The organism is Aeromonas sp. 82P (genome assembly GCF_051919365.1).
Lineage (GTDB): Bacteria > Pseudomonadota > Gammaproteobacteria > Enterobacterales > Aeromonadaceae > Aeromonas > Aeromonas veronii.
On sequence record NZ_JBQBEV010000001.1, the window covers coordinates 414,923 to 440,000 of the forward strand.

Sequence of the window (25,078 nt, forward strand, 5' to 3'; positions counted from 1 at the left end):
TTAATCAGTGGATTGTTTCATTTCCGTGTGCCATTCCGGATCTACATCCCGTGCATCCGGCTATAGGTATGGTTCTATCATTCCTCACGGGGCAATAACAAGCTGTTAAAGATACTAACCAGAGGGGGTTGGATGGGTGGATTTTGAAATAAATGACCTGTTATTTTCGGCTAATTAGAGCTTAATTTTGATTTGTTGACTTAACATCTTGGTAACGAGAGGCGATTGCGACAAACGCCAGAGGATTAATCTGGCGATATTTTACTCTGACAGCGCTCCCATTTTGACCACAATCCATTTGCGCAAACAGAAATGAGCGCCTAAATTAGCCGGCATTGACAATTCCGTGGCAGAGCTCGTTAAAACCAAGCCTTTATTCGGGAAATCTGCTAATGTTCCGCCTTTGACAGTCAGGAGACAGAGATGGCCACTATCAAGGATGTCGCCTCGCGCGCAGGCGTATCCATCTCCACCGTCTCACATGTGCTCAACCACACTCGGCGGGTCAGCGAAGACGCGACCCAGAAAGTGATTGAGGCGGTGGCAGAACTCAACTACGCGCCCAACTCGGTAGCGCGCAGTCTTAAAATAAATTCGACCAAGACCATTGGCATGCTGGTGACCACCAGCGTAAACCCCTTCTTCGCAGAAGTGGTGCAAGGGGTTGAAGCGTACTGCTTCGAACAGGGCTACAGCCTGATCCTCTGCAACACCGAAAACCAGCCGCCTCGCCAACAGCATTACCTGAGAATGCTGATGGAAAAACGGGTGGATGGCCTGCTGGTATTGGGTACCGATATCGACACCCCGTTGCGTGACATGCTGCGCATCCACAAGAACGTGCCGCAGGTGGTACTGGATTGGGGCACGGAGTGCGATTTCGCCAACGTCATCAACGACAACGCCCGCATCGGCGCCCGCATGGCCGTACGCCATCTGCTGGAGCTGGGGCACCGCGATATCGTCTGCATCACTGGCCAGCTCTCCAAGCCGACCACTCAGCAGCGACTGGACGGGGTACGTGATGCGCTGGGCGAGCACGGTCTGACCCTCAAAGATGAACAGGTCTTCGAAGGGGACTACGAGAGCCAGAGCGGCTTCGATGCCATGCAGCGCATCCTGGCCCTGCAGCCTCGTCCGACCGCGGTCTTTGCCTTCGACGATCCCATGGCGATCGGCGCTATTTGCGCTGCCTGGGAAGCCGGAGTCAAGGTGCCGGACGATATCTCCATCATCGGCTACGACGATGTGGAGATGGCGCGCTTCTCCAGCCCGCCGCTGACCACCATCCGTCACCCGAAGGCCGAACTGGGCCAGCTGGCGGTGAAGCATCTGGTCAGCCGGATCCGCAACAAGGAGCTGGAAGTGGAATCGATGACGGTACAGCCCGAGCTGATTGTCCGTCGCTCGGTCAAACCGCTGCGTTAATCCGCACCCGTTGCCAAAACGAAAAACCCCCTCTGTCACGAGGGGGTTTTTGTTTATGGGCGGGTTACTTTCAACCTGTGGCTCGCAGTGCCGAGCTCGGCCTTGTGAGTGAATATTCCCCCCGTTTGACCCACCTCGCATTTTGCCTGTTAATCGTTTGATCAATATCAACAAAGGGTTAAGTTCTGATGGACTCCCGACTTAACCGTTCCATCCTGTAGGTTGGGTATGACTGTCAAGGATGGTGTCTTATGTTCCCCCCTCGCAAGCTGGGTCACCAGATCACGCTGCTGGCAATTGGCGGCATCGTATTGCTCGCCGTGGTGCTGCTTACCTTTAATCTGTTTGAAAATCGCCAGCGGGCGCTCGCGGCCGAGCAGGCTGCACTGCGTAGCCAGCTCCAGAACGTGGAAGCGGTGATCAAAAACACCAGCCATGAAACCGTGCTGGCGGCGACCCTGATCGCCCAGCGGCCGGATGCAGCCAAAGCGGTGGCCGACAAGGATTGGCAGACCCTCGCCAATCTGTTTGATCCGCTCTGGCCCGCCATCAAGGTGCAGGGGATCGAGCAGTTCCAGTTCCACCTGCCGCCAGCAACATCTCTTTATCGGGTACACAAGCCTGAAAAGCACGGTGATGACCTCTCTGCCATTCGCCCCACTGTGGTTGAGGTGAATCGCGAGCATCATGCCGTTGGCGGACTGGAGATTGGCGTGGCGGGTACCGGTTTGCGCGGGGTCGTGCCGGTCACCTTCAACGGGCAGCCGGTTGGTTCGGTGGAGTTCGGTCGTGCCCTGGATGAAAAGCTGTTTGGCCAACTGCTGGACAAGCAGGTGCAGCTCGCCATCTATCTGTTTGAGCAGGGCAAACTGGTGACGCTGGTTGGCACATCCCGGCTTGGTGAGGCGATGGAGTGGTATCAGCCGGTACTGGCCGGTGAGGAACGTTTCGTCAATATGACGCAGCAGGGGAGTGATTTGCTGGTGATGGCGGCCCCCCTGCGCGATTACTCCGGCAAGGCGGTCGGTATCATCGAGTTGACCCGGGATCACAGTCTGGTCGCGGCCGATCTGGCTCGTCAGGGCTGGCAGATGGCGATCATCTCTCTGGTAGGGGCTCTGGTGATTGCCATGGTGATGGCGCTTGCACTCAATCGCATCAATCGACCGCTGCTCGACAGCGTCAAGGCGCTGGAGGCGCTGGCCAATGGCTCCGGCGATCTCGGCAGCAAGCTGCCGGTGGCGGGGCCGGAGGAGATCCGCCGCCTCGGGTCGGCGTTCAATGGCTTTGTTGCCAAGATCCGCGACACCATCAGCCAGCTCACCGCCACTCTGGGCGAACTGGCTGGCGAGAGTGAGCGGTTGTCGCGCAGTGCGGCGGGCAACCTTGGCAGTATGACGCGCCAGCAGGAACAGACCACCCAGCTCGCCACCGCCATGACCGAGATGACCAGCACGGTACACGAGGTGGCCAACAACACGGCACAGGCGGCCGAAGCGGCCAACGAAGCGGACAATCAGGCGGTCACCGGTGATGAGGTAGTGCAGCAGAGCGTCAACATGATCGAACAGCTGGCGGAGGAGATCGCCAGTGCGGGCAACACGGTGAAAGAGGTTGCCAAGGCCAGCGAGCAGATTGGCTCTGTGCTGGCGGTGATCCAGTCCATCGCCGAGCAGACCAACCTGCTGGCCCTCAACGCCGCCATCGAGGCGGCCCGGGCCGGTGAACAGGGGCGCGGTTTTGCGGTGGTGGCCGACGAGGTGCGCTCGCTGGCCGGGCGCACCCAGCACTCCACCGCCGAGATCCGCGGCACCATCGAGCAGTTGCAACGGGCGGTGGGCACCACGGTGACCCTGATCGAACACAGCGTCTCGCGAGCGGGGGCGTCGGTGGAGCGGGCCAATCAGGCGGGAGAAGCCCTCGGCCGGATCAAGGGGGCGGTCAACAGCATTCGCGACATGAACACCCAGATCGCCGCCGCTTCGGAGGAGCAGTCCTCGGTGAGCGACGAGATCACCCGCAATATCGTCAGCGTCCACGAGATCTCCCAGGCCACCACGCTGGTGGCGCGGGATACCGCCCATATTGCCAGCCATGTGGCGACCCTGGTGGACAAGCTGGGGGATCTGGCCGGGCAGTTCCAGGATGGTTCCAACGTGCGGATGGTGCTGAGTCGCGCCCGCGCCGCTCACATGGGCTGGAAGACCCGGGTGCGCGCCTATCTGGATGGGCAGGAGGGACTGTCGCGCAGCGAGGCGGTCAGTGACAAGGAGTGCCGCCTTGGCCACTGGTACTTCAGCGAAGGGCAGGCATGCTGCGGCGATCAACCCGCCTTCAGGGCGATGGCCGCCCCGCACGCCAGACTGCATCAGGTGATCCAGCAGATTATCGAGCTGAAAAATCAGCACAAGCATGAAGAGGCAGAGGCTCTCTATCGCGAGATCGAGCAGAACTCAGAGCAGGTAGTGGGCTGCATCGATCAGCTGCTGCGGGAGATGACCAAACCGGAGCGTTAATGACGAGCGGATCGGATAGCCAAAGGGCTGACAGCGATGTCAGCCCTTTTTCATGGTGCGGGTCTGGGGCGAGGTTACTGCTCCTGACTCTCATCCTGATAACGGGCGGCGGTGATGAACTGGCCGAAGGTTTCACACCAGACGATCACGCTGTTGTAGCGGGCCGGATCGATCGTGGCGGGCAGCGGCACGATAAAGTTGTCGAAGGTCTTCACCGGCCCGACTCGCACCATCTGATCCTTTAGGCGGGCAAAATCGGCTTCAGTCTCGACAAACTCGGGGGAGAGGTAGAGCTGGTAGTCCGGCCCAGGGGCCAGCTTGCCCATCAGGCTGACGGCATCCGGCCCTATGCTCACCTTGCCCTCCCCCCAGTGCAGCCGATCGCTGTCTTTCAGCTCCCGGCGAAAGGTGCCGTGGAATCTCGCTTGCTGCTGGCTGGCCGCGACCTGCTCGGTATCAGGGGCGGGTGGCGCGATCAGGATCGGCAGGGTGTAGACACCGGCGGCAAAGCCTGCCGCCGCGACCAGCAGATGGGTGCCCAGCAGCAGGGCCATGGTTTTGCGTTTCATGATATCTCGGTCGTTGATGAACAGGTGCCAGCATCATAGCAGTGGTGCTGGCTAAACCGCTTGTCATCCAGCGCTATGGAGCCGGATGTTTGCGCAGCCGCAGTTGATATGGCTTACAAGCTGGCGAAATCCACTTCGGGCAGGGTTTCGAAGCCGGGGCGGGCAAACAGATAGCCCTGCATCAGGCTGATGCCCATCTCCCGCAGACAGGCCATCTCTTCGCGGGTTTCGATCCCCTCCGCCAGCGGGGTGATCTGCAGCTCGGCAAACAGTGCCATACAGTGGCGCACTATGGCTTGCCGGGTCGGGTCATGGTCGATGCCGCGCAGCAGGTGCATATCGAGCTTGACGATGTTGGGGTGAAAATCGGCCAGCAGGTTGAGGCCCGAGTAACCGGCGCCAAAGTCATCGATCGCCGTCTTGAAGCCAAGCGCCTGATAGTGATCGACGATACCGCGAAGATGCTGGCTATCCTGCACCTGCTCCACCTCGGTCAGCTCGAACATGATCTGCTCGATGGGGAAGTGGTGCTCGCGGGCCGCCTGCAGGGTGGTGCGGATGCAGCGCTCCGGGCGGTAGACCGCATTGGGCAGAAAATTGATGCTCAGCATCCCCTTCATCCCGAGCCGTGCCGCCAGCGCGATGGCCTTGATGCGGCACAGCTGATCGAAGCGGTAGCGGTTGTCGTCGTTGACCCGGGCAATCACGCTCTGCGCCGGTTCGTTGTTGAGCCCTCGCACCAGCGCCTCGTAGCCGAAGATGGTGCGCTGGCTGCAATCGACGATGGGCTGAAAGGCCATGGTGAAGTCGAAGTCGAGATCTGCTTTCTCCTGACATCGCTGGCAGATGGCGGGGGACGGGGCGGCAGGTATATCCATGACGTTCCTCTGATTGGGCGTGGCGGCGCTGGGGACTGTCTCAAATGATAACAGCTCATTACCCCCTGTAGGTTCGATTAGCGAAGCGTAATCGGACGATCGAGAGGCTTTGATTGCGGTTGTTGCTGTGAAGCCGGATCGGCCAGCTGGAGGGGAAATTCGGCTGGCTGTTATCGCGGGAGAATCGATTTACGCGAATGTCCGATTACGCCTGACGGCTAATCGAACCTACGGTCCTAAAGTAGCGTAAACAAGACACCGGTTTGAGGCCGGTGTCAGGTGATAACTAGATCTGTACATACGAGGTGAAGGCTATTTTCCTGTAGTAAATTCCTGTATATCAAGAAAGGTGGTTTCTTGTTGTTTTTGGTGTTCTTCCAAAATAGCTCTACTTCTTTTTGCTTGAATATTCCCCCAAAGAAGGAAACTAGGTGATGTTAATGTTGACAGTACAATGGCTAAGGCTATTTGCCAAAATGAAAATGCTATCTCTGGTAAATAACCAAGGCAGGACAACAAAAGCATTATTGCTGAAGTTATTAACAGGCCAACAATTTTTGCAATTTGAGATAGTTTTTCTAAACGCTGAAGTTGCTCATTCTTTTTCTCTGCAAATTTTTGTGCGCATCGACTATCTTTATAATTAACACCTAAATTCAGCTCAAGATTTTTCTCAAGTTCATCGGATATTTTTTTCAAGCGCTCAACGGCTTGATTTCTCAGGCTATCCCACATGGAAAAAACAAGATTAAGACCAACCGCGACTTCAAATAATGAGGAAAAGTTACTAAGCAAATATAGCGTTGATGTGCTAGCTTGGCTCATTTTTTGAACTCTCCACCATTGAGAATAAAGTCCTTTAATCCATTAAAATAGTTATTTAATAGTTCAGAACTATTTACATCAAAAAAATTAACATATAGAGACTCTGTGAAATCTGGTGATGTAAAATCACCTACAATAAGAGTCTCGTTATCTCCTAGTAGTAAACTTTTAATTTTATGAGGTTTCCCTTCCTCAAGAGTACTTATCATTTTTTGATTAATAGAGAGGATCTCTATCTTACTTTTATTCTCTTTATGGTAGATGGTAGATGATTTCACTCTCTCTTTTTCATTCGTTATGATTGATATTTTTGCATCTTTTTCAGATAAGAAGTCAACAATGTTTCTTTCTACATCGCTATGTGTAAGTGAATTAAACAGAGTGTTTGGGTTTTCATTATTAAATATCAGCACTGATTTTATATGTTTATCACTTCTATTGAATGTCAAACTAATTGCTAATTTTAAAGCATCAACACTTTCAATTCTGATTGGTAGATTTTTGTTTTCTATAGAGCAATTCTTCATCATTGCAAGTCGCTCAGGATTACCCATTTCTATTACCTGCTCATTGAGTTATTAACACCACAATCATATCAGAATTTAGCACGATAAAAGAATAGTGAAAATTAGAACATTCTCATTTTTCATCGTATGTAAGAGCCAAAATCGATTATATCTTAAGTGCGCATGTAGCGATCATTTTCCTTAAATTGTGGTTCTATTGCATTTCTAATCGCTGTGTATTCAATAAAAAAACGGCGCCTTAACGGCGCCGTTTTTTATATCACTCACCCAACCAAGATCACTGCAGCAGGGAGATATCCGCGACTTGCAGGAACAGGTTGCGCAGGTTGTTCAGCAGCGCCAGACGGTTGGCCTTGAGGGCCTCGTTATCGGCCATCACCATGACTTCGTTGAAGAAGGTGTCGACCGGCTCGCGCAGGGCGGCCAGACGGGTGAGGGCAGCCTGATAGTCACCGGCGGCGAACAGCGGGGCCAGTTCGGCTTGCAGTTCGGCAACCTGGGTGGCCAGTGCCTTCTCGGCGGCATCGACCAGCAGTTCCGGTTTGACGGCAGTCGGCAGTTCGCCTTCGACCTTGGCCAGAATGTTGCTCACGCGCTTGTTGGCGGCAGCCAGTGCCAGTGCGGCATCCAGCGTGCGGAAGTGGCTGACGGCCTTGACGCGACGGTCGAAGTCGAGCGGACGGGTCGGGCGGCGGGCCAGTACGGCCAGCACCACGTCGGCACCGATGCCTTCGTCCTGATAGGCGGCGCGGAAGCGGCCCAGCATAAAGTCGACCACGTCGGTAACGACGGTTTTGTTGGTCAGCTTGTCGCCGTAGACGCGTACCGCTTCTTCAACCAGTTCAACCAGATCCAGATCCAGCTGCTTTTCGGTCATGATGCGCAGGGCACCGATGGCGGCGCGACGCAGGGCGAACGGGTCTTTGTCACCCTTCGGCAGCATGCCGATGCCGAAGATACCGGCCAGGGTGTCGAACTTGTCGGCCAGCGCGACGGCGCAGGCAACCAGACCGGACGGCAGGGCATCACCGGCAAAGCGCGGCATGTACTGCTCGTTGAGGGCCACGGCGACCGCTTCGTCTTCGCCATCGTGACGGGCGTAGTGCATCCCCATGACACCCTGGGTGTCGGTGAACTCGCCGACCATGTTGGTCATCAGGTCACACTTGGAGAGCAGACCGGCACGCTTGGCCTGAGTGACATCGGCGCCGATACGCTCGGCGATAAAGCCGGCGACGGTTTCGATGCGCTCGACCTTGGCCTTGACGGTGCCGAGCTGTTGCTGGAACAGCACGGTTTCAAGGCGCGGCAGGCGGGAGGCCAGGGTCTGCTTGAGGTCGGTCTTGAAGAAGAACTCGGCGTCAGAGAGACGGGGGCGAACCACCTTCTCGTTGCCGCTGATGATCTGGCTCGGGTCTTTGGACTCGATGTTGGTGACGAAGATGAACTTCGGCAGCAGCTTGCCGTTCTTGTCGTAGACCGGGAAGTACTTCTGGTCACCCTTCATGGTGTGAACCAGCGCCTCGGCCGGCACGGCCAGGAACTTCTCTTCGAAGTTGGCGGTCAGCACCACCGGCCACTCGACCAGTGCGGTCACTTCTTCCAGCAGGGCGTCGTCCAGATCGGCTACGCCACCGAAGGCGGCAGCGGCCGCTTCGACGTCAGCCTTGATCTTGGCCTTGCGCGCCATGAAGTCGGCAATCACCATGCCGCGCTCCTGCAGGATCTGCGGGTACTGGCTGGCGTTGTCGATGGTGAATTCGCTCTCACCCATAAAGCGGTGACCGCGAATGGTGCGGGCAGAGTCGATACCCAGAATGTGGGCGGGAACCAGCTCCCCATCCAGCAGCAGGGTCACGGTGAAGACCGGACGCACGAACTGGATGGTCTTGTCGCCCCAGCGCATCATTTTCGGGATCGGCAGCTTGGCCAGTGCAGAGGCAACCAGCTCACCCAGCAGATCGACGGCCGGACGGCCTTCGACCTTGGCGGTGTGAACCAGCCACTCGCCCTTGTCGGTGACCAGACGCTCGGCCTGCTCAACGGTGATGCCGTTGCCACGGGCCCAGCCTTCGGCAGCCTTGGTCGGCTTGCCTTCGGCATCGAACGCCTGCGCTACGGCCGGGCCGCGCTTCTCGACGCTCTTGCTCGGCTGTTCGCCAGCCAGCTCGCTCACCTTGAGTGCCAGACGGCGCGGTGAGGCAAACCACTCGACGTTGCCGAAGGCCAGATCGGCCTTGGTCAGTTCGGCTTTGAAGTTGTCGGCAAAGGCTTCGGCCAGGGAGCGCAGGGCTTTGGGCGGCAGCTCAGCAGTACCGATCTCTACCAGAAATGTATGTTGTGCCATGTCCGTTCCTTAACCTTGCTTGTTCTCACTGCGCTGACACATAGGGAAGCCCAGCGCTTCGCGGGAGGCGTAGTATGCCTCTGCCACGGCCTTGGTCAGGGTGCGAATGCGCAGGATGTAGCGCTGACGCTCGGTGACCGAGATGGCCTTGCGGGCATCCAGCAGGTTGAAGGAGTGAGCGGCTTTGAGGATGCGCTCGTAGGCAGGCAGCGGCAGCGGTTTTTCCAGTGCCAGCAGATTCTGGGCTTCCTTCTCGTACTGCTCGAAGCAGTGGAACAGGAACTCCACATCGGCGTGTTCGAAGTTGTAGGTGGATTGCTCCACTTCGTTCTGGTGGAACACGTCGCCGTAGGTGGTCTTGCCCAGCGGGCCGTCAGACCAGACCAGATCGTAGACGCTGTCTACGCCCTGAATGTACATGGCCAGACGCTCGAGACCGTAGGTGATCTCGCCGGTGACCGGCTTGCACTCGAGGCCGCCAACCTGCTGGAAGTAGGTGAACTGGGTCACTTCCATGCCGTTCAGCCACACTTCCCAACCCAGACCCCAGGCACCCAGAGTCGGGTTTTCCCAGTTGTCTTCCACGAAGCGGATGTCGTGGATTTCAGGATCCATGCCCAGCTCTTTCAGGGAGCCCAGATAGAGTTCCTGAATGTTGTCGGGGGAAGGCTTGATGATCACCTGGAACTGGTAGTAGTGCTGCAGGCGGTTCGGGTTTTCACCGTAGCGGCCGTCAGTCGGACGGCGGGACGGTTGCACGTAGGCGCAGGCGATGGGCTCCGGGCCCAGGGCACGCAGACAGGTCATGGGGTGGGAAGTACCGGCACCCACTTCCATATCCAGCGGCTGAATGATGGTACAGCCCTGGCGGGACCAATAGTCCTGCAGCTGCAGGATCAGGCCCTGAAAGGTTTTGACATCGAATTTTTGCATAATTTTTTTCGCGCGAAGTGAAAATCAGAGCAAGATTTGCTGAATGTGAACCGAGGGAGTATACCGTCTGGCATGGTCGGATAATAGGCGAAATTGCAGCGGATTCGCGGGATGGTGCTGCGCTCTGGCTGGTCGGGCGGGATGTCCGGTATATGATGTGAGCAGTGCCGCCTGCAGAGTGGGCAGGGGCGGGCAAACCGCTGAAATGACGAGGGAGAGAAAATGGAACTGCGCTGCGCCTGGGTGACCAAAGACCCGGAATACATTGAATACCATGACAAACAGTGGGGCAGGCCGGTCTATGACGCCCGCGAGCTGTTTGCCAAGCTCTGCCTCGACGGCCAGCAGGCGGGGCTGTCGTGGATCACCATCCTTAAGCGTACCGAGAGCTACTACCGCGCCTATGCCGACTTTGATCCGGTGCAGATTGCCCGCTTCGACGAGCAGGATGTAGAGCGGTTGATGCAGGACACCGGCATTATCCGCAACCGGCTCAAGGTGCAGTCGATCATCATAAATGCCCGCGCTTATCTGGCGTTGCAGGAACAGGGGATCGACTTCGCCGACTACCTGTGGGGCTTTGTTGGCGGCGCCCCCATCGTCAACCAGCGGCAGGGCAACGGCGATATTCCGGCGACCTCGCCGGAGTCGGATGCCATGTCGAAAGCGCTCAAGAAGCTCGGCTTCAACTTCGTTGGCAGCACCATCTGTTACGCCTTTATGCAGGCGGTGGGGATGGTGAACGATCATCTGGTCAGCTGTCCTTGCCACGCCGAGTGTCAGTTATCGCGCTGACAGTCCGCCGGTTGGCCAAAAAAACACCACTCTCGCCATCTGTTCAGGCTTGCGTCAGACAATGGCGTGCCAGCGCGTTACAATCCGGCCCCCGGCATGGTGCCGGATTGTTTTCACAGAGGTTTTTTCATGCGAGCCAAGATCCTGGTGCCAGCTCTGGCACTGACCGTTGCCCTGAGCGGCTGTACCACCAACCCCTACACAGGTGAATCCCAGACCTCCAAAGGTGCCTGGGGCGCGCTGGCTGGCGCCGCTGCCGGTGCGGCCGTAGGTGCGCTCTCCTCCAGCAAGGGTGACCGCAAGAAGGGCATCCTGACCGGCGTTGCTGCCGGCGCGGCGCTGGGCGGCGGTATCGGCTACTACATGGACGTGCAGGAAGCCAAGCTGCGCGAGAAGCTGCAGGGCACCGGCGTCAGTGTGACCCGCAATGGCAATGAGCTGATCCTCAACATGCCGAACAACGTCACCTTCGACAGCTCCAGCTCCCAGCTGAAAGCGGCCGGTGCCAACACCCTCTCCGGCGTGGCCATGGTCGTTGCCGAGTTCGACAAGACCCGCCTGAACGTGGTCGGTCACACCGACAGCACCGGTTCCCGCGATCTGAACATGAAGCTTTCCCGGGATCGTGCCGATGCCGTTGCCGCCCAGCTGATTGGTCAGGGCGTAGCAGGTAGCCGCATTTCCACCACCGGCGTGGGCCCGGATCAGCCGGTTGCTACCAACAGCACCGCTGCTGGCAAAGCCCAGAACCGCCGCGTGACCATTACCCTGACCCCGACCGCCTAAGTCGTTCAGGTTTCGGTAACGAAAAGGCCCCGCCAGTGATGGCGGGGCCTTTCTATTGGCGCCGTGGCGAGCAATGACGCCTTGTTGCTTGCTCCCTTCTCCCCTCGTGGGAGAAGGGGCGGGGATGAGGGGGATAAGCGCCTCTTAGACTGCCGCAGTCAGCTGCACTTCCACCTTGTAGCCTTCGTGGGCGAGGCGGGCTTGTACGCAGGCACGCACGGGTGCGGTGCCAGCCGGGATCCAGGCATCCCACTGCTCGTTGAAGGCCGCGATGTCACCAATGTCCTTGAGATAGATATTGGCCATCAGAATTTTGTCGACGCCGGAACCGTTGGCTTCCAGCAGGCGCTGCAGGCTTGTCAGCACTTCGCGGGTCTGCTGGTGGATGTCGGCCTCTTCGCTGACGGGCACTTCCACCACGTAGAGGGTGCCATTGTGGATGACCACGTCTGACCAACGCTGGGTGGTGCCGATTCGGGTAATGGTTGTCATGGAGTGCTCCGGTACGGGGGCTTATTGACCCTTGCGGATCAGATAGCGGTAGGGGGCCTGCTCTGTCTCGCTGGCGACCAGGGTGTGATCCATAAAGCGGCAGAAACTGGGGATGTCGCGGGTGGTTGAGGGATCGTCGGCGCTGACCAGCAGGGTCTCGCCATCCGCCATCAGCCGCACTTTCTTGCGAACCATCATAACGGGTTCCGGGCAACGAAGCCCGATTGCGTCCAACTCATGAGTTGCGCCGCAGAATAAATCACTCATCTATTATCAACCTTCAACCTATTCGGCTACCAATGATACTCAGGGCTAAAAAATAATCAAACAAACGCCCCATCAACCAGCATATGTAACCGAAATGTTATTCAGCCCTATCCAGCTTGCGCCGGACGAGTAATATAAAAATTGAACCATATTCAACAAGGAGGTGAATATGCAGGTCTCCTACGGCAGATTACAAGCCTATGCAGGCATGGGGTTCTTGTCCTTCGCCATGATAGTGATGGGCAGTCCGATCGGGAATACCGGTACCTGGTTCGGCTCCATGGTGATGGTCGGGTTGGGGCTCTGGATCGAGCTCAGCGATTACTATGACGAGGATGAGGACGAGAACGATCAATCCTGAATCGGATGACGATTCAGCAACAAAGGCGGAGCAATTCCGCCTTTGTCATTTCTGCCGTTTGGCAATGTACCCGGATCAGCGGGTCGAGCGCATCGCCCGCTCCAGATGCAGCGCCGTCTGCTCCGGGTTGGCCTTGGGATCGTTGAAGAAGTTGCTCAGCACATCGAGGATTGCCTGCCGCATATTGGTCGGCGTCGCCATCCCTTCCGCCATGCTGGGCAGCAGGTTGTCCTGCTTTTCCGCCAGCAGGAAATCCTGATAGGAGCGGACGGCGCAGCGGTCGAATTTGCTCATGTCGGGATTGGTCAGCGCCGGGATCGACCCCTTCACTCGATTGAACTCCTCCTGGAATTTTGGCGTCATCAGCAGCTGGGCCAGATCCCCCTGCGCCTGCAGCTGGGCTGGATCCCGTTGTTTGAACATGGCGATGGAGTCGAGGTTGTAGCTGAACAGTCCGGCGCTGCCCGGGCTCGGCAGACAGGCGATATCCTCGCCCGGCCGGTAGTTGCCCGCGCTCAGCTCCCCTTTCACCCAGTCCCCCATCACCTGCATGGCGGCGCCACCGCTCTCCAGCAGATTGGTGGCCTGATGCCACTTCAGCCCGGCGTATTTTTGCGGCACATAGGCGCGCAGCTGCTGGAAACGGGTCAACACCCGCACCATGTCGGGGCCGGTCAGGGTGGCGCTGTCCTGCTCGAGGAACGCCTTGCGATAGAATTCTTTTCCGCCCTCACCGAGTGCCACCGTTTCAAACAACACCGCCAGCTGCCAGGGCTCGTTGCCAATGGCGAGCGGGGTGATGCCCCGTTTTTTAAGCTGGTCGGCGACGGTGACAAACTGGGCCCAGTCGGTGGGCGGAGTCAGCTTGTTGCGCTCGAAGATCTTGCGGTTGAGCCACAGCCAGTTGACCCGGTGGATGCCGGTGGGCACCGCCATCAGGGCGCCATTCTGGCTGAGGGTGGCACGCACCATGGGCGGCATCTGACTGTACCAGCCGAGGTGTTCGGCCATCGGGCTGAGATCGCGCAAAAAGCCGAGTCCGGCCCACTCCTTGAGCTCATAGCCCTTGAGGTGGGCCGCTTCGGGCGGGTTGGCGGCCAATGCCCGGCTCTTCAATACCGTCATGGCGCTCTTGCCACCGCCGCCCTGTACCGCGAAGTCGTTCCACTGGTTGCCCTGTCTGGTCCACTCGGATTTGAGTACTTCGACCGCTTTCGCTTCGCCGCCGGAGGTCCACCAGTGCAGTACCTCCACCTGGGAGGCGGCAACGGGAGCAGAGAGCAGGGCGATGACAGAAAAAGACAACCACTTCATAAGGTTACTGCCTTGGTAGGGAGAGCGTGGCCTGCAGGCCACCTTGCGGACGGTTTTCCAGCACCAGATCGCCGCCGTGGGCGTGGGCTATGTTGCGGGCGATGCCAAGGCCGAGGCCGGTGCCAGCCTGATCCGTGCTGAGCCGGTAATAGGGTTCGAAGATGCGCTCGAACTGATCGTCCGGCAGGCCGGGGCCCTCATCCATGATAAAGAGGATCAGCATCTCCTCGTCATCCATGATGATGATGCGCACCTTCTGGCCGTACTTGATGCCGTTATCTACCAGATTGCCGATACAGCGTTTGAGCGCCAGCAGCTTGCCGCGATAGGGCCACTTGCAGTGGCCTTCGATGGTCAGCCGCTCGTCGTGCAGGTTCATCGACTCCGCCATCTGTTCAAGCAGGGCGTTGATGTCGATCTCCTCGATATTCTCGTGAATGTCGGTCTCTTTGACCGTCTGCAACGCCCCTTTCACCATCAGCTCCAGTTCGTCGAGATCCTTGTTGAACTTGGCGATTTGCACCTCGTCGTCGAGCAGTTCGACCCGCAGCCGCAGTCGGGTGATAGGGGTCTTTAGATCGTGGGAGATGGAGCTGAACAGCCGCTCTCTATCGTCGATATAGCGACGAATGCGGTGCTGCATGATGTTGAAGGCGCGGGTGGCCGCCACGATTTCCGACGCTCCTTCCTCTTTGAGCGAAGGCTGGTCGATATCCTTGCCGAGATTGACCGCCGCCTTGGCGAGACGGCGCAGCGGGCGGGTCTGCCAGCGCACCAGCATAAAGGTGAAGAAGCAGAGGAACACCGTCATCAGGGCGATGAAACGCACCTGGTTGCTCGGCATCACGGTATCGTCGAGGGTCATGTAGGGGGCGGGCAGCAGGGCCGCCAGATAGAGCCACTCCCCCTTTTCAATCTCGATCTGGGTCACCAGCACCGGCGGATTGAGCGGTTCCAGCGACAGTGTGTAACGGGCCCAGGAGGAGGGGAGATCCGCCAGCAAGGTGTCGTTGTTGAAGACGTGGAGGTCATCGGGTCGGGAGAAATCCACCTTGATCGCCATGGCGTCGGAGAGCTTGCGGGTCAGCACCCCGTGCACCTCCTCCAGTACCTGCGTCTTGCGTTCGCTGTCGGGGATGGCGTTGATGTGGATCTCTTCCTCATTGAGCGAGACGAAGAAGCGGCTGCCCCCCATGTTGCGCAGCTGGTCCAGCGCGATATGGCGATACTGCAGCGGCAGGGATTTGAAGAAGTTGACGGTGGAAGCGGCAGACATGGCGAGGTTGCGGGTGGTGCTGAGCATCCCCTCCAGTTCCCGCTTCTGGATCTGCTGCATCCAGATGCCGGTCAGAATGGTCTGGGAGAGCAGGATGGCCAGCAACAACAGCAGGATCATCCGTGACAACAGGGAGCGGGGCACCAGTGCCCCCCAGGACCACTTGTTGCTCATGGCAGCTCGTGCACCTCGGCAATCAGCATGTAGCCGCTACCGCGAATGGTCTTGATGATGCGCGGGCTCTTGCCGTTGTCGCCCAGCTTCTGGCGCAGACGGCTGATCTGCACGTCGATGCCGCGCTCCATCGGCAGGCTTTCGCGGCCGCGGGTGGCATCCGAGATGGTGTCCCGATCCAGCACCACGCCGGGCTGTTGCAGGAACATGCCGAGCAGCATGGCGTCGCTGCCGGAGAGATCCAGCAGGCTGCCATCATCATGGGTCAGCTGGTGGCTCAGGGTGTCGAGGGTCCACTCGGCAAAACGCAGGCGGCGGCTCGGCTCTTTCTCTTTTTCCGGCTGGCGGAATTCGGCGCGGCGCAGCAGCGCCTTGATGCGGGCCTGCAGTTCGCGGGGGCTGAACGGCTTGGCGATATAGTCGTCGGCACCGAGTTCCAGGCCGATCACCCGATCCGCTTCGTCGGAGGCGGCGGTCAGCATGATGATGGGCACCTGGGAGTCACGACGGATCTGCTGGCAGAGGGTAAAACCGTCCTCGCCGGGCATCATGATGTCCAGAATAATCAGGTCCGGGCTGTGCTGGGCGAGTTGCTGGCGCATCTCGTTGCCCTCCGCCGCCGTCAATACCTGAAAGCCCGCCCGGGTCAGGTACTCATTGAGCAGCTCGCGGATCTCTTGGTCGTCATCGACGATCAGCAGTTGTTTGCTCATTGACATATGTATGTGCATCCACCCATTTTTTTGTGCAGATTGAACCTGTCGGGGGAGTAAAAAGCAAGCAAGCCCCCTATCTAATGTGAGGTTTAAGGCAATAACAGCCTATTGATAAGATTAAAACGAAAAAAGGCCGACCCAAACGGGACGGCCAACAGACAGCTTCTGACCACTGACGAGCACCCCGTGTGGCGATCGTCACAGACTTGAAAAGGGGCCAGTCAGACTGGCCCCGAAAAGGGACAACTCTCAGTAGTGCATCCCGTCGATCCGGTTGGTTATCACACCCGTTCAAACACGGTGGCGATGCCCTGGCCCAGACCGATACACATGGTGGCAACCCCCAGGGTGGCATCCTTCTCCTCCATCAGATTGATGAGGGTAGTGGAGATGCGGGCGCCGGAGCAGCCAAGCGGGTGACCCAGCGCAATGGCGCCGCCGTTGAGGTTCACCTTCTCGTCCACCTGATCCTGCAGACCCAGATCCTTCACGCAAGGCAGCGACTGGGCGGCAAACGCCTCGTTCAGCTCGAACAGGTCGATATCACCGACAGTCAGACCGGCACGCTTGAGCGCCTTCTGGGTGGCCGGCACCGGGCCGTAACCCATGATGGCGGCGTCACAGCCAGCGATGGCCATGGCACGTACCTTGGCGCGCGGCGTGAGGCCGAGGGCCTTGGCGCGATCCGCGCTCATCACCAGCATGGCGGCGGCGCCATCGGACAGCGCCGAGGAGCTGCCGGCGGTGACGGTGCCGTTGACCGGATCAAACACCGGGCGCAGCTGGCTCAGGGTTTCGACCGTGGTCTCCGGACGGATCACCTCGTCATAGTCGTAGAAGAAGCGGGCGCCGCTGGCGTCATGGCCTTCCAGCCCGACGATCTCCTTGGCAAAACGTCCTTCCACGGTTGCCGCGTGGGCGCGGCGGTGGGAGCGGGCGGCAAACTCGTCCTGCTGCTGGCGGCTGATGCCGTGCAGCTTGCCGAGCATCTCGGCGGTCAGCCCCATCATGCCGGAGGCTTTCGCCACCGACTTGGCCATGCCGGGATGGAAGTCAACGCCGTGGCTCATTGGCACGTGACCCATGTGCTCGACGCCGCCGATGATGAAGATATCCCCGTCACCCACCTGAATGGCGCGGGAGGCATCATGCAGCGCCTGCATACTGGAGCCGCACAGACGGTTGACGGTGACCGCCCCCACCTGCTTCGGAATGCCGGCCAGCAAGGCGGCGTTGCGGGCGATGTTGAAGCCCTGCTCCAGGGTCTGCTGCACGCAGCCCCAGTAGATATCCTCGATCTCGTTCGGGTCGAGGTTGGGGTTGCGCAACAGGATGGATTTCATCAGGTGCGCGGACAGGTCTTCTGCACGCACGTTGCGGAAGGCGCCGCCCTTGGACCGGCCCATCGGGGTCCGGATACAGTCGACAATGACTACGTCTTTCATGAATGGATCTCCTTTCCGCAATCAGTAGAAGGTTTTGCCCTGGGCGGCCATCTCGCGTAAGCGGTCGCTGACGCGGTAGAGCGGGCCCAAGTCGGCATACTGGTCGGCCATGGCCACGTAGCGATCCAGACCAATGGTGTCCAGATAGCGGAAGACGCCGCCGCGGAAGGGAGGGAAGCCCAGACCGTAGACCAGCGCGATGTCGGCTTCGGCTGGCGTGGCGACTATGCCCTCTTCCAGACAGAGCACCACCTCGTTGATCATCGGGATCATCATGCGAGCGATGATGGCGTCTTTGTCGAAATCCTGTTTCGGCTTGGCAATGGGGGCCAGCAGCTCGTAGCTGGCGGCGTCGGCCACCTTCTTCGGCTTGCCCTTCTTGTCCTGCTCGTAGGCGTAGAAGCCCTTGCCGTTCTTCTGACCGAAGCGGTTCACTTCGTACATCACGTCGATGGCGGTGCGACCTTCCTTGCTCATCCGCGCCGGGAAGCCTTGCGCCATCACGTCACCGGCATGGTGACCGGTGTCGATGCCGACCACGTCCAGCAGGTAGGCGGGGCCCATCGGCCAGCCGAACTCCTTCTCCATTACCTTGTCGACGGCGGCGAAGTCGGCACCATCGGCAACCAGCTTGTTGAAGCCGAAGAAGTAGGGGAACAGCACGCGGTTGACGAAGAAGCCCGGGCAGTCGTTGACCACCACCGGGGACTTGCCCATGGCGGCGGCGTAGGCCACCACGCGGTTGATGGTTTCATCGGAGGTTTGCTCGCCGCGGATGATCTCCACCAGTGGCATGCGGTGCACCGGGTTGAAGAAGTGCATACCGCAGAAGTTCTGCGGGCGCTTCAGCCCCTTGGCCAGCAGGGAGATTGGGATGGTGGAGGTGTTGCTGGCGAGCACGGCGTCTTCGCCAATGATCCCTTCCACTTCGCCCAGTACGGCGGCTTTCACCTTGGGATTCTCGACCACGGCTTCGACCACGACGTCCACATGCTTGACGTTGTCATAGCTGAGGGTCGGAGTGATGGCAGAGAGCACCTGGCCCATCTTGATGCCATCGATGCGGCCCTTTTCGAGCTGGCCGTTGAGCAGCTTGGTGGCTTCGCCCATGCCAAGTGCCAGCGCCTTCTCGTTGATGTCTTTCATCACCGCCGGAATGCCTTTGCTGGCAGACTGGTAGGCGATGCCGCCACCCATGATGCCGGCACCCAGTACGGCGGCGTGGCCAGTGGCCTTGCTCGCCTGCTTGGCAGCCTTCTTGGCCAGTGCCTTGATGTGCTGATCGTTCAGGAAGATACCGACCAGTGCCTTGGCCACGTCGGTTTTGGCCAGCTTGATAAAGCCCTGTGCTTCAACGACCAGCGCCTCGTCACGGCCCATACCTGCGGCGGCTTCGACGGTTTTCACCGCAGTCATCGGTGCTGGATAGTGTTTGCCCGCCACGGCGGCAACCATGCCGGCGGCGGTGGTGAAGCTCATCATGGCTTCCAGTTTGGAGAGGCGCAGCGGCGCTTTTTTGGCGGCGCGACGGCTCTGCCAGTCCAGCTTGCCCGCTATGGCGTCCTTGATCATCTGCAGCGCAGCGCTCTGCAGTGCATCCGGGGCGACCACGGCGTCGATGGCGCCCACCTTGAGGGCGTCATCGGCACGGTAATCCTTGCCGGTGGTGATCCACTCAAGCGCGTTGTCAGCGCCGATCACCCGCGGCAGACGGACAGTGCCGCCAAAGCCCGGCATGATGCCGAGTTTGGTCTCGGGCAGGCCAATCTTGGCGCTGGTGTCAGCCAGACGGAAGTCGGTGGAGAGGATGGTCTCGCAGCCGCCGCCCAGAGCGTGGCCCTTGATGGCGGAGAGGGTCGGAACCGGCAGATCTTCGATGGCATTGAAGATGTCGTTGGCCTTTTTCAGCCAGCCGAGCAGATCTTCTTGCGGCAGATCGAACAGTTCCAGGAATTCGGTAATGTCGGCACCGACGATAAAGGCGTCTTTGCCGGAGGTGAGGATCAGACCTTTTAGTTCACGTTCTTGTTGTAATGCGGCGATCGCTTCGCTCAGGGAGAGCAGGGTAGCGCGATCCAGCTTGTTGACTGAACCCGGGGCATCAAACCTCAGCTCGGCAATGCCGTTTTCGAGGTAGCTGACCGACAGGGTTTCGCCTTGGTAGATCATGAGAGTGTCTCCTTGTTCCCACTCAGTGGGGAGTGGTGCTCCTTAATCCCCAGCAGGGGGCGAGGCTCACTATTGATCCAAAAGGAGACATTTTCAACACCTATTTAAAACATTTGTTTAACAGATCTCGAGTAAAAGCTCTTCATCACAAAACGGGCAAAAGAGAGGCGCCTTGCGGCGCCTCGGATAGATGTGAGTTTGTTATCAACTGGCCAGTTCAGGCCGGTTGCGATACTGGTTAAGCACCTCGGGATCGGCGAGGGCATGGGAGTTGTTGACCGGCCGGTTGTGTACCACTTCACGCACCGCCAGTTCGACGATCTTGCCGGACTTGGTGCGGGGGATGGCATCCACCTGCAGGATGCGGGCGGGCACGTGGCGGGCGGTGCAGTGCTGCTTTATTTGCTGGCGGATCCGCTCGCGCAGCGGCTCATCCAGCTTGCAGCCCGCCTTGAGCTTGACGAACAGCACCACCCGCTCGTCCTGCTGCCACTGCTGGCCGATGACGATGCTCTCTTCCACTTCGTCGAGCTGTTCGACGTAGCGATAGATCTCGCTGGTGCCGATACGCACGCCGCCCGGGTTGAGGGTGGCGTCGGAGCGGCCGTAGAACAGAATGCCGCCGGTCGGGGTCAGCTCGATCCAGTCGCCGTGGCACCAGATGTTGTCGAACCGCTCGAAGTAGGCTGCGTGGTACTTGTCGCCATTCTCGTCGCCCCAGAAGTAGATGGGCTGGGCCGGGAACGGCTTGGTGCAGACCAGCTCGCCCTTCTCCCCCTGCACCGGCTGGCCCGCTTCGTTGAACACCTGCACCGCGAGACCGAGGCCGCGCCCCTGACTCTCGCCGCGATAGACAGGGCTGAGCGGGTTGCCGATGACGAAGCAGGAGCAGATGTCGGTACCGCCGGAGATGGAGCTGAGCTGCACATCCAGCTTGATCTGCTGATAGACGTAGTCGAACCCCTCCGGCGACAGCACAGATCCGGTGCTGCAGATCAGCCGCAAGTGCGGCAAATCGTGGCTCTTGATGGGGGCATATCCCTGTTTGTGCAGCGCATCGAGATACTTGGCCGAGGTACCGAACAAGCTGACTTGCTCGTCGCGGGCGAGATCCCACAGCACGTTGCCATCCGGGTAAAACGGCGAGCCATCGTAGAGCACCAGAGTTGCGCCGGAGGCGAGGGCGCTCACCAGCCAGTTCCACATCATCCAGCCGCAGGTGGTGAAGTAGAAGATCCGCTCCCCCGGCTTGATATCGCAGTGCAGCTGGTGCTCTTTCAGGTGTTGCAGCAGGGTGCCGCCGATGCCGTGCACTATGCACTTGGGTTTGCCGGTGGTGCCGGAGGAGTAGAGGATATAGAGCGGGTCATTGAAAGCCATCGGCTCGAAGGTGAGCTGGGCATCGTGCTGGCTTGCCAGCAGTTGTTGCCAGTCGTGGCCAAGCTGCAACGGGTTGCCGAGCAGGGGGATCATCACCGTCTGCTCTATGCTGCCTAACTGGCTCACCACGCTGGCGACTTTCTGTTGAATGTCGATAGCCTTGCCGTTGTAGCGATAGCCATCCACCGCAAACAGCACTCGTGGTCGGGTCTGGCCGAAGCGCTCTACCACGCTGGCTTCACCGAAGTCGGGGCTGGTGGAGGTCCAGATCGCCCCGAGGCTGGTGGTTGCCAGCATGGCAACCACTGTTTCCGGAATATTGGGCAGGTAGGCGGCGACCACATCGCCACGACCAATCCCCTGATGACGCAGCCACTGAGCCAGCCGGGCAACCTGATCACTCAGTTCACCCCAGCTCAGGGTGCGGCTTGGGCTCCCTTCGATACGGGAGATGATGGCCGGGCTCTCGTCCTGGCGGCGCAGCAGGTTTTCGGCGAAGTTGAGGCGGCTGTCGGGGAACCAGCGGGTGCGCTGCATATCCTGACGGTTCTCCGCCACTATGTTGCCGAGCTCGCCCTTGACGCCGCAGTGCTGCCATACCAGCGGCCAGAAACGGGTGGTCTTCTCCACCGACCATTGATAAAGCTGCGGGTAGTTCTGCAACTGCAAGCCGTGGAAACGGTTCACCTCCGCCATAAAACGGTAGAGGTTGGATTGCTGCATCCCGAGCGGATCCGGTTGCCACAGGCAGAGGTTGTCCATGAGTAATCCCTGACTTCATGTATCTACCGGCAGTGTATTGAATTGTTTTTGATTTGTTAATGATTGGTTTTGTGTTGATAACAAACACGTTTGTAACGTATGCGTTACCTCACGAAGCGGCAGCTTGACGGGTCGAGCCGCCAAGCGCTTGATGTTATGCTGCAATCACACTCACCTCGGAGCAGGACGCCATGAGCAGCTACAGCCAACTTTTTGCCCAGCACCTCGATACCTTGCAGCAGCGCACCCGCGACATTCTGCAACAACAGGGGCTCAGCGGACTGGCCATCCACTCCGGCCAGACTCACCGCATCTTCCTCGATGATCAGGATTACCCGTTCAAGGTAAACCCGCATTTCAAGGCCTGGTTGCCGGTGCTGGACAATCCCCACTGCTGGCTGCTGGTGGACGGGGTGAACAAACCAATCCTGCTGTTCTACCGCCCAGTGGATTTCTGGCACAAGGTAGCGGATCTGCCCAATGCCTTCTGGGTCGAGTTCTTCGATATCCGTTTCCTGACCCGGCCGGAACTGGTGGCCGACCATCTACCTGCCAACAAGCAGGAGTGGGCCTATCTGGGCGGTCATCTGGAAGTGGCCGAGCTGCTGGGGCTGACCCAGCCCAATCCGGAGGCGGTGCTCAACTACCTGCACTATCACCGCGCCTACAAGACCCCCTATGAGCTGGAGTGTCTGCGCGAGGCGAACCGGATCGGGGTACGCGGCCATATTGCCGCCAAGGACTCCTTTATGGCGGGGGCGAGCGAGTTCGAGATCAATCTGGCCTACATGAAAGCGGTCGGGCAGGGGGCCAATGAGGCGCCCTACGGTAATATCGTCGCCATCAACCGCAATGCGGCCATCCTTCACTACACCCACTTGTCTGCCGTGCGGGTGCCCGATGCGGAGCGCCACTCCTTCCTGATCGATGCCGGTGTCGATTTCCACGGTTATGCCTCCGACATCACCCGTACCTGGGCGTGGCGGCGAGGCGAGTTTGCTGATCTGATTGCAGCCCTCGACGAGCAGCAGCAGGAAATCATCAAGGAGATCAAACCGGGTCGCCGCTACAGCGAGCTGCACCTGCAGATGCACCACAAGCTGGCGCGCCTGCTGCAAGCGACCGAGTTGGTGGATATGTCGGTGGACGAGATGATCAACACCGGGGTGACCAACGTCTTCTTCCCTCATGGCCTCGGCCACTTCCTCGGTTTGCAGGTACACGATGCGGGCGGTTTCATGCAGGATGAGCGCGGCACCCATCTGGCGGCGCCCGAGCTGTTCCCCTATCTGCGCTGCACCCGGGTGATGGAGGTTGATCAGGTGTTCACCATCGAGCCGGGTCTCTACTTCATCGACAGTTTGCTGGAGCCGCTGCGTCAGGGCGAACAGGGTAAACGGGTCAACTGGAACAAGGTGGAGGCGCTGCGGCCGTTCGGCGGTATCCGCATCGAAGATAACGTGGTGCTGCATGCCAACGGGGTGGAGAACATGACCAGACAAGCAGGACTCTGATGGCGGCTGCGTACTCCATTCCGGCTGCCCCGCTGGAGTTGACCGAAGAGATAAAGAAGAGCCGCTTCATTACCCTGATCGCCCACACCCCGACCGTCGAGGCGGCCAAGGGGTGGGTCAACGAGATCAAGCGCCAACATCCGACCGCGCGCCATCACTGCTGGGCCTTTGTGGCGGGCGCGCCGCAAGATAGTCAGGTCTATGGCTTCAGCGATGATGGCGAACCGTCCGGTACGGCTGGCAAGCCGATCTTGGCCCAGCTGATGGGGTCGGGGATCGGTGAAATCTGCGCCGTGGTAGTGCGTTACTACGGCGGCATCCAGCTCGGCACCGGTGGACTGGTCAAAGCCTATGGGGGCGGCGTCGGTGCCGCCCTCAAGCAGCTGCCTACCCTGCTCAAGGTGCCGCGCACTCCCTCTCTCATTCACTGCGATTACGGTGACATGGGGACGGTCGAGTCGCTGATCAGCAGCCATAATGGCGAATTGCTGGCGGCGGATTACGGTCAGCAGGTCATCTTGCAGGTGGCGTGGGAGTCCTCGGTTTGGGCTCAGGTGGACCGTGAATTGACCGACCGGACTCATGGGCGGGTATCCCTCAGCCCCTTAGATGGCTAGAATCCATCGCTCTTTAATTGGGGAAAGGGAGCTGTAATGCACATTCTGAGCATTATTCGCATTGTTGGCCTGCTGGTTGCGCTGTTCAGCTCGACCATGCTGTTGCCTGCACTGGTGGCCTTTGGCTATCGGGATGGTGGTGGTGCCGAGTTCGTCAGCTCTTTTCTGATCGCCCTGCTGCTCGGCGTGGTGCTCTGGTTTCCCAATCGCTATCACAAGAAGGAGATGCGCTCGAAAGAGGGCTTCCTCATCGTGGTGCTGTTCTGGACCGTGCTGGGCAGTGTGGGGGCTGTGCCCTTCATCATGAGCGACGTGCCGGATATGTCGGTCTCGGAGGCCTTCTTCGAATCTTTTTCCGGCCTGACCACCACAGGCGCAACGGTACTGACCGGGCTCGATAATCTGCCCAAGGCGTTTCTGTTCTATCGCCAGCTGCTGCAGTGGCTGGGGGGGATGGGGATCATCGTACTGGCGGTGGCCATTCTGCCACTGCTGGGGATCGGGGGCATGCAGCTCTATCGCGCCGAGATCCCGGGGCCGGTGAAGGATACCAAGGTGACGCCGCGCATCGCCGAAACGGCCAAGGCGCTCTGGTTCATCTATCTGCTGCTGACCGCACTCTGTGCGCTGGCCTACTGGCTCGCCGGAATGACGCTGTTCGATGCGGTATGCCATTCGTTCTCGACTCTGTCGGTCGGTGGCTTCTCCACTCACGATGCCAGCATCGGATTCTTCAACAGTCCGGTCATCAACCTGATTACCGTGGTGTTCCTGCTGCTGGCCAGCGTGAACTTTGCGCTCCACTTTACCGTTTTCTCTCACCGCCCGGTTCGGCTCGGGCGCTACCTCTATGATTCTGAACTCAAGGTGTTCCTGGCCATTCAGGCGACCCTGGTGATGATCTGCTTTGTCGCTTTGCTGACCCACGGGCACTACGCCACCTGGCAAGAGGCGCTCAACCACGGCCTTTTCCAGGCAGTCTCTCTG

The 25,078-nt window shown here is 59.1% G+C and carries 22 protein-coding genes (1 of these 22 only partly in view); 8 read left to right on the forward strand and 14 right to left on the reverse strand.

Annotation, left to right across the window (positions count from 1 at the left end):
- The first annotated feature begins 423 nt into the window (after positions 1-423).
- Both ACTG2S_RS01910 and ACTG2S_RS01915 read left to right on the forward strand, forming a co-directional pair.
- Positions 424-1,428 (forward strand): substrate-binding domain-containing protein, encoded by a 1,005-nt coding sequence (locus ACTG2S_RS01910; RefSeq protein ID WP_005355925.1) that lies wholly within the window; start codon positions 424-426, stop codon positions 1,426-1,428.
- Positions 1,429-1,679: 251 nt separating this feature from the next.
- On the forward strand, positions 1,680-3,944 hold the full coding sequence (locus ACTG2S_RS01915; RefSeq protein ID WP_274161386.1) for a methyl-accepting chemotaxis protein: 2,265 nt from the start codon (positions 1,680-1,682) through the stop codon (positions 3,942-3,944).
- Positions 3,945-4,018: 74 nt separating this feature from the next.
- On the opposite strand, the gene ACTG2S_RS01920 is transcribed toward ACTG2S_RS01915, so the two are convergent.
- The 6 genes from ACTG2S_RS01920 to glyQ form a co-directional block, all read right to left on the reverse strand.
- On the reverse strand, positions 4,019-4,513 hold the full coding sequence (locus ACTG2S_RS01920; protein WP_274161385.1) for a DM13 domain-containing protein: 495 nt from the start codon (positions 4,511-4,513) through the stop codon (positions 4,019-4,021).
- A gap of 113 nt (positions 4,514-4,626) precedes the next feature.
- On the reverse strand, positions 4,627-5,391 hold the full coding sequence (locus tag ACTG2S_RS01925; RefSeq protein ID WP_274161384.1) for an EAL domain-containing protein: 765 nt from the start codon (positions 5,389-5,391) through the stop codon (positions 4,627-4,629).
- Positions 5,392-5,703: 312 nt separating this feature from the next.
- Entirely contained in the window at positions 5,704-6,216 is a 513-nt protein-coding gene (locus ACTG2S_RS01930) for a hypothetical protein (RefSeq protein WP_143182627.1), read from the reverse strand.
- Positions 6,213-6,770 (reverse strand): hypothetical protein, encoded by a 558-nt coding sequence (locus tag ACTG2S_RS01935; protein WP_274161383.1) that lies wholly within the window; start codon positions 6,768-6,770, stop codon positions 6,213-6,215. Before ACTG2S_RS01935 ends, ACTG2S_RS01930 begins: the two co-directional genes overlap by 4 nt.
- Before the next feature lie 250 nt (positions 6,771-7,020).
- On the reverse strand, positions 7,021-9,090 hold the full coding sequence (gene glyS / locus ACTG2S_RS01940) for a glycine--tRNA ligase subunit beta (protein WP_274161382.1): 2,070 nt from the start codon (positions 9,088-9,090) through the stop codon (positions 7,021-7,023).
- A gap of 9 nt (positions 9,091-9,099) precedes the next feature.
- Positions 9,100-10,023, reverse strand: a complete 924-nt coding sequence (gene glyQ, locus ACTG2S_RS01945) for a glycine--tRNA ligase subunit alpha (RefSeq protein ID WP_005339464.1) — start codon at positions 10,021-10,023, stop codon at positions 9,100-9,102.
- Positions 10,024-10,245: 222 nt separating this feature from the next.
- On the opposite strand from glyQ, the gene ACTG2S_RS01950 reads away from it, so the two are divergent.
- The gene (locus ACTG2S_RS01950; protein WP_274161381.1) at positions 10,246-10,818 is read left to right on the forward strand and encodes a DNA-3-methyladenine glycosylase I; all 573 of its coding nucleotides are present in this window, start codon (positions 10,246-10,248) and stop codon (positions 10,816-10,818) included.
- Between the two features lie 129 nt (positions 10,819-10,947).
- Positions 10,948-11,604, forward strand: a complete 657-nt coding sequence (locus ACTG2S_RS01955) for an OmpA family lipoprotein (RefSeq protein ID WP_005339468.1) — start codon at positions 10,948-10,950, stop codon at positions 11,602-11,604.
- Positions 11,605-11,748: 144 nt separating this feature from the next.
- On the opposite strand, the gene ACTG2S_RS01960 is transcribed toward ACTG2S_RS01955, so the two are convergent.
- On the reverse strand, positions 11,749-12,096 hold the full coding sequence (locus ACTG2S_RS01960; RefSeq protein WP_033112855.1) for a RidA family protein: 348 nt from the start codon (positions 12,094-12,096) through the stop codon (positions 11,749-11,751).
- 21 nt (positions 12,097-12,117) lie between these two features.
- Positions 12,118-12,363, reverse strand: coding sequence for a sulfurtransferase TusA (tusA, locus tag ACTG2S_RS01965; protein ID WP_005339470.1), 246 nt, complete (start codon positions 12,361-12,363; stop codon positions 12,118-12,120).
- 169 nt (positions 12,364-12,532) lie between these two features.
- Here tusA and ACTG2S_RS01970 point away from each other — a divergent pair, with 169 nt between their 5' ends.
- Positions 12,533-12,724, forward strand: coding sequence for a hypothetical protein (locus tag ACTG2S_RS01970; RefSeq protein ID WP_005339471.1), 192 nt, complete (start codon positions 12,533-12,535; stop codon positions 12,722-12,724).
- Positions 12,725-12,799: 75 nt separating this feature from the next.
- Here ACTG2S_RS01970 and ACTG2S_RS01975 read toward each other — a convergent pair whose 3' ends face one another.
- The 6 genes from ACTG2S_RS01975 to ACTG2S_RS02000 form a co-directional block, all read right to left on the reverse strand.
- Positions 12,800-14,038, reverse strand: coding sequence for an ABC transporter substrate-binding protein (locus ACTG2S_RS01975; protein WP_439981918.1), 1,239 nt, complete (start codon positions 14,036-14,038; stop codon positions 12,800-12,802).
- Positions 14,039-14,042: 4 nt separating this feature from the next.
- The gene (locus ACTG2S_RS01980) at positions 14,043-15,488 is read right to left on the reverse strand and encodes an ATP-binding protein (RefSeq protein ID WP_439981921.1); all 1,446 of its coding nucleotides are present in this window, start codon (positions 15,486-15,488) and stop codon (positions 14,043-14,045) included.
- The gene (locus ACTG2S_RS01985) at positions 15,485-16,207 is read right to left on the reverse strand and encodes a response regulator (RefSeq protein WP_005339475.1); all 723 of its coding nucleotides are present in this window, start codon (positions 16,205-16,207) and stop codon (positions 15,485-15,487) included. The genes ACTG2S_RS01980 and ACTG2S_RS01985 overlap by 4 nt, the downstream gene beginning before the upstream one ends.
- A gap of 278 nt (positions 16,208-16,485) precedes the next feature.
- Complete coding sequence (gene fadA / locus ACTG2S_RS01990; RefSeq protein ID WP_005355952.1) at positions 16,486-17,649, reverse strand: acetyl-CoA C-acyltransferase FadA; 1,164 nt, start codon at positions 17,647-17,649, stop codon at positions 16,486-16,488.
- Between the two features lie 21 nt (positions 17,650-17,670).
- Positions 17,671-19,818 (reverse strand): fatty acid oxidation complex subunit alpha FadB, encoded by a 2,148-nt coding sequence (gene fadB / locus ACTG2S_RS01995; protein ID WP_274161378.1) that lies wholly within the window; start codon positions 19,816-19,818, stop codon positions 17,671-17,673.
- A 204-nt stretch (positions 19,819-20,022) separates the two neighbouring features.
- Complete coding sequence (locus tag ACTG2S_RS02000) at positions 20,023-21,960, reverse strand: acetoacetate--CoA ligase (protein WP_274161377.1); 1,938 nt, start codon at positions 21,958-21,960, stop codon at positions 20,023-20,025.
- 191 nt (positions 21,961-22,151) lie between these two features.
- Here ACTG2S_RS02000 and pepQ point away from each other — a divergent pair, with 191 nt between their 5' ends.
- The 3 genes in view from pepQ to ACTG2S_RS02015 are tightly spaced (at most 36 nt apart) and all read left to right on the forward strand, a layout consistent with a single transcriptional unit that may run on beyond the window.
- On the forward strand, positions 22,152-23,474 hold the full coding sequence (pepQ, locus tag ACTG2S_RS02005) for a Xaa-Pro dipeptidase (protein ID WP_274161376.1): 1,323 nt from the start codon (positions 22,152-22,154) through the stop codon (positions 23,472-23,474).
- Positions 23,474-24,091, forward strand: coding sequence for a YigZ family protein (locus ACTG2S_RS02010; RefSeq protein WP_274161375.1), 618 nt, complete (start codon positions 23,474-23,476; stop codon positions 24,089-24,091). Before pepQ ends, ACTG2S_RS02010 begins: the two co-directional genes overlap by 1 nt.
- Before the next feature lie 36 nt (positions 24,092-24,127).
- A protein-coding gene (locus ACTG2S_RS02015; protein ID WP_005339482.1) for a TrkH family potassium uptake protein crosses the window boundary here: on the forward strand, positions 24,128-25,078 show its 5' portion. 507 nt of this gene lie beyond the right edge of the window; the window shows 951 of its 1,458 coding nt (coding positions 1-951); its start codon is at positions 24,128-24,130; its stop codon lies off the right edge, out of view.

What these genes read in the sequence shown, in the direction of transcription:
- glyQ (WP_005339464.1), bottom strand. Translation starts at nt 10,023, where the DNA reads ATGCAAAAATTCGATGTCAAAACCTTTCAGGGCCTGATCCTGCAGCTG.
- ACTG2S_RS01935 (WP_274161383.1), bottom strand. Translation starts at nt 6,770, where the DNA reads ATGGGTAATCCTGAGCGACTTGCAATGATGAAGAATTGCTCTATAGAA.
- ACTG2S_RS01915 (WP_274161386.1), top strand. Translation starts at nt 1,680, where the DNA reads ATGTTCCCCCCTCGCAAGCTGGGTCACCAGATCACGCTGCTGGCAATT.
- ACTG2S_RS01930 (WP_143182627.1), bottom strand. Translation starts at nt 6,216, where the DNA reads ATGAGCCAAGCTAGCACATCAACGCTATATTTGCTTAGTAACTTTTCC.
- tusA (WP_005339470.1), bottom strand. Translation starts at nt 12,363, where the DNA reads ATGAGTGATTTATTCTGCGGCGCAACTCATGAGTTGGACGCAATCGGG.
- ACTG2S_RS01950 (WP_274161381.1), top strand. Translation starts at nt 10,246, where the DNA reads ATGGAACTGCGCTGCGCCTGGGTGACCAAAGACCCGGAATACATTGAA.
- ACTG2S_RS01910 (WP_005355925.1), top strand. Translation starts at nt 424, where the DNA reads ATGGCCACTATCAAGGATGTCGCCTCGCGCGCAGGCGTATCCATCTCC.
- fadA (WP_005355952.1), bottom strand. Translation starts at nt 17,649, where the DNA reads ATGAAAGACGTAGTCATTGTCGACTGTATCCGGACCCCGATGGGCCGG.
- fadB (WP_274161378.1), bottom strand. Translation starts at nt 19,818, where the DNA reads ATGATCTACCAAGGCGAAACCCTGTCGGTCAGCTACCTCGAAAACGGC.
- ACTG2S_RS01985 (WP_005339475.1), bottom strand. Translation starts at nt 16,207, where the DNA reads ATGTCAATGAGCAAACAACTGCTGATCGTCGATGACGACCAAGAGATC.
- ACTG2S_RS01920 (WP_274161385.1), bottom strand. Translation starts at nt 4,513, where the DNA reads ATGAAACGCAAAACCATGGCCCTGCTGCTGGGCACCCATCTGCTGGTC.
- ACTG2S_RS01970 (WP_005339471.1), top strand. Translation starts at nt 12,533, where the DNA reads ATGCAGGTCTCCTACGGCAGATTACAAGCCTATGCAGGCATGGGGTTC.
- ACTG2S_RS01955 (WP_005339468.1), top strand. Translation starts at nt 10,948, where the DNA reads ATGCGAGCCAAGATCCTGGTGCCAGCTCTGGCACTGACCGTTGCCCTG.
- glyS (WP_274161382.1), bottom strand. Translation starts at nt 9,090, where the DNA reads ATGGCACAACATACATTTCTGGTAGAGATCGGTACTGCTGAGCTGCCG.
- pepQ (WP_274161376.1), top strand. Translation starts at nt 22,152, where the DNA reads ATGAGCAGCTACAGCCAACTTTTTGCCCAGCACCTCGATACCTTGCAG.
- ACTG2S_RS01960 (WP_033112855.1), bottom strand. Translation starts at nt 12,096, where the DNA reads ATGACAACCATTACCCGAATCGGCACCACCCAGCGTTGGTCAGACGTG.
- ACTG2S_RS01975 (WP_439981918.1), bottom strand. Translation starts at nt 14,038, where the DNA reads ATGAAGTGGTTGTCTTTTTCTGTCATCGCCCTGCTCTCTGCTCCCGTT.
- ACTG2S_RS02010 (WP_274161375.1), top strand. Translation starts at nt 23,474, where the DNA reads ATGGCGGCTGCGTACTCCATTCCGGCTGCCCCGCTGGAGTTGACCGAA.
- ACTG2S_RS02000 (WP_274161377.1), bottom strand. Translation starts at nt 21,960, where the DNA reads ATGGACAACCTCTGCCTGTGGCAACCGGATCCGCTCGGGATGCAGCAA.
- ACTG2S_RS01925 (WP_274161384.1), bottom strand. Translation starts at nt 5,391, where the DNA reads ATGGATATACCTGCCGCCCCGTCCCCCGCCATCTGCCAGCGATGTCAG.
- ACTG2S_RS01980 (WP_439981921.1), bottom strand. Translation starts at nt 15,488, where the DNA reads ATGAGCAACAAGTGGTCCTGGGGGGCACTGGTGCCCCGCTCCCTGTTG.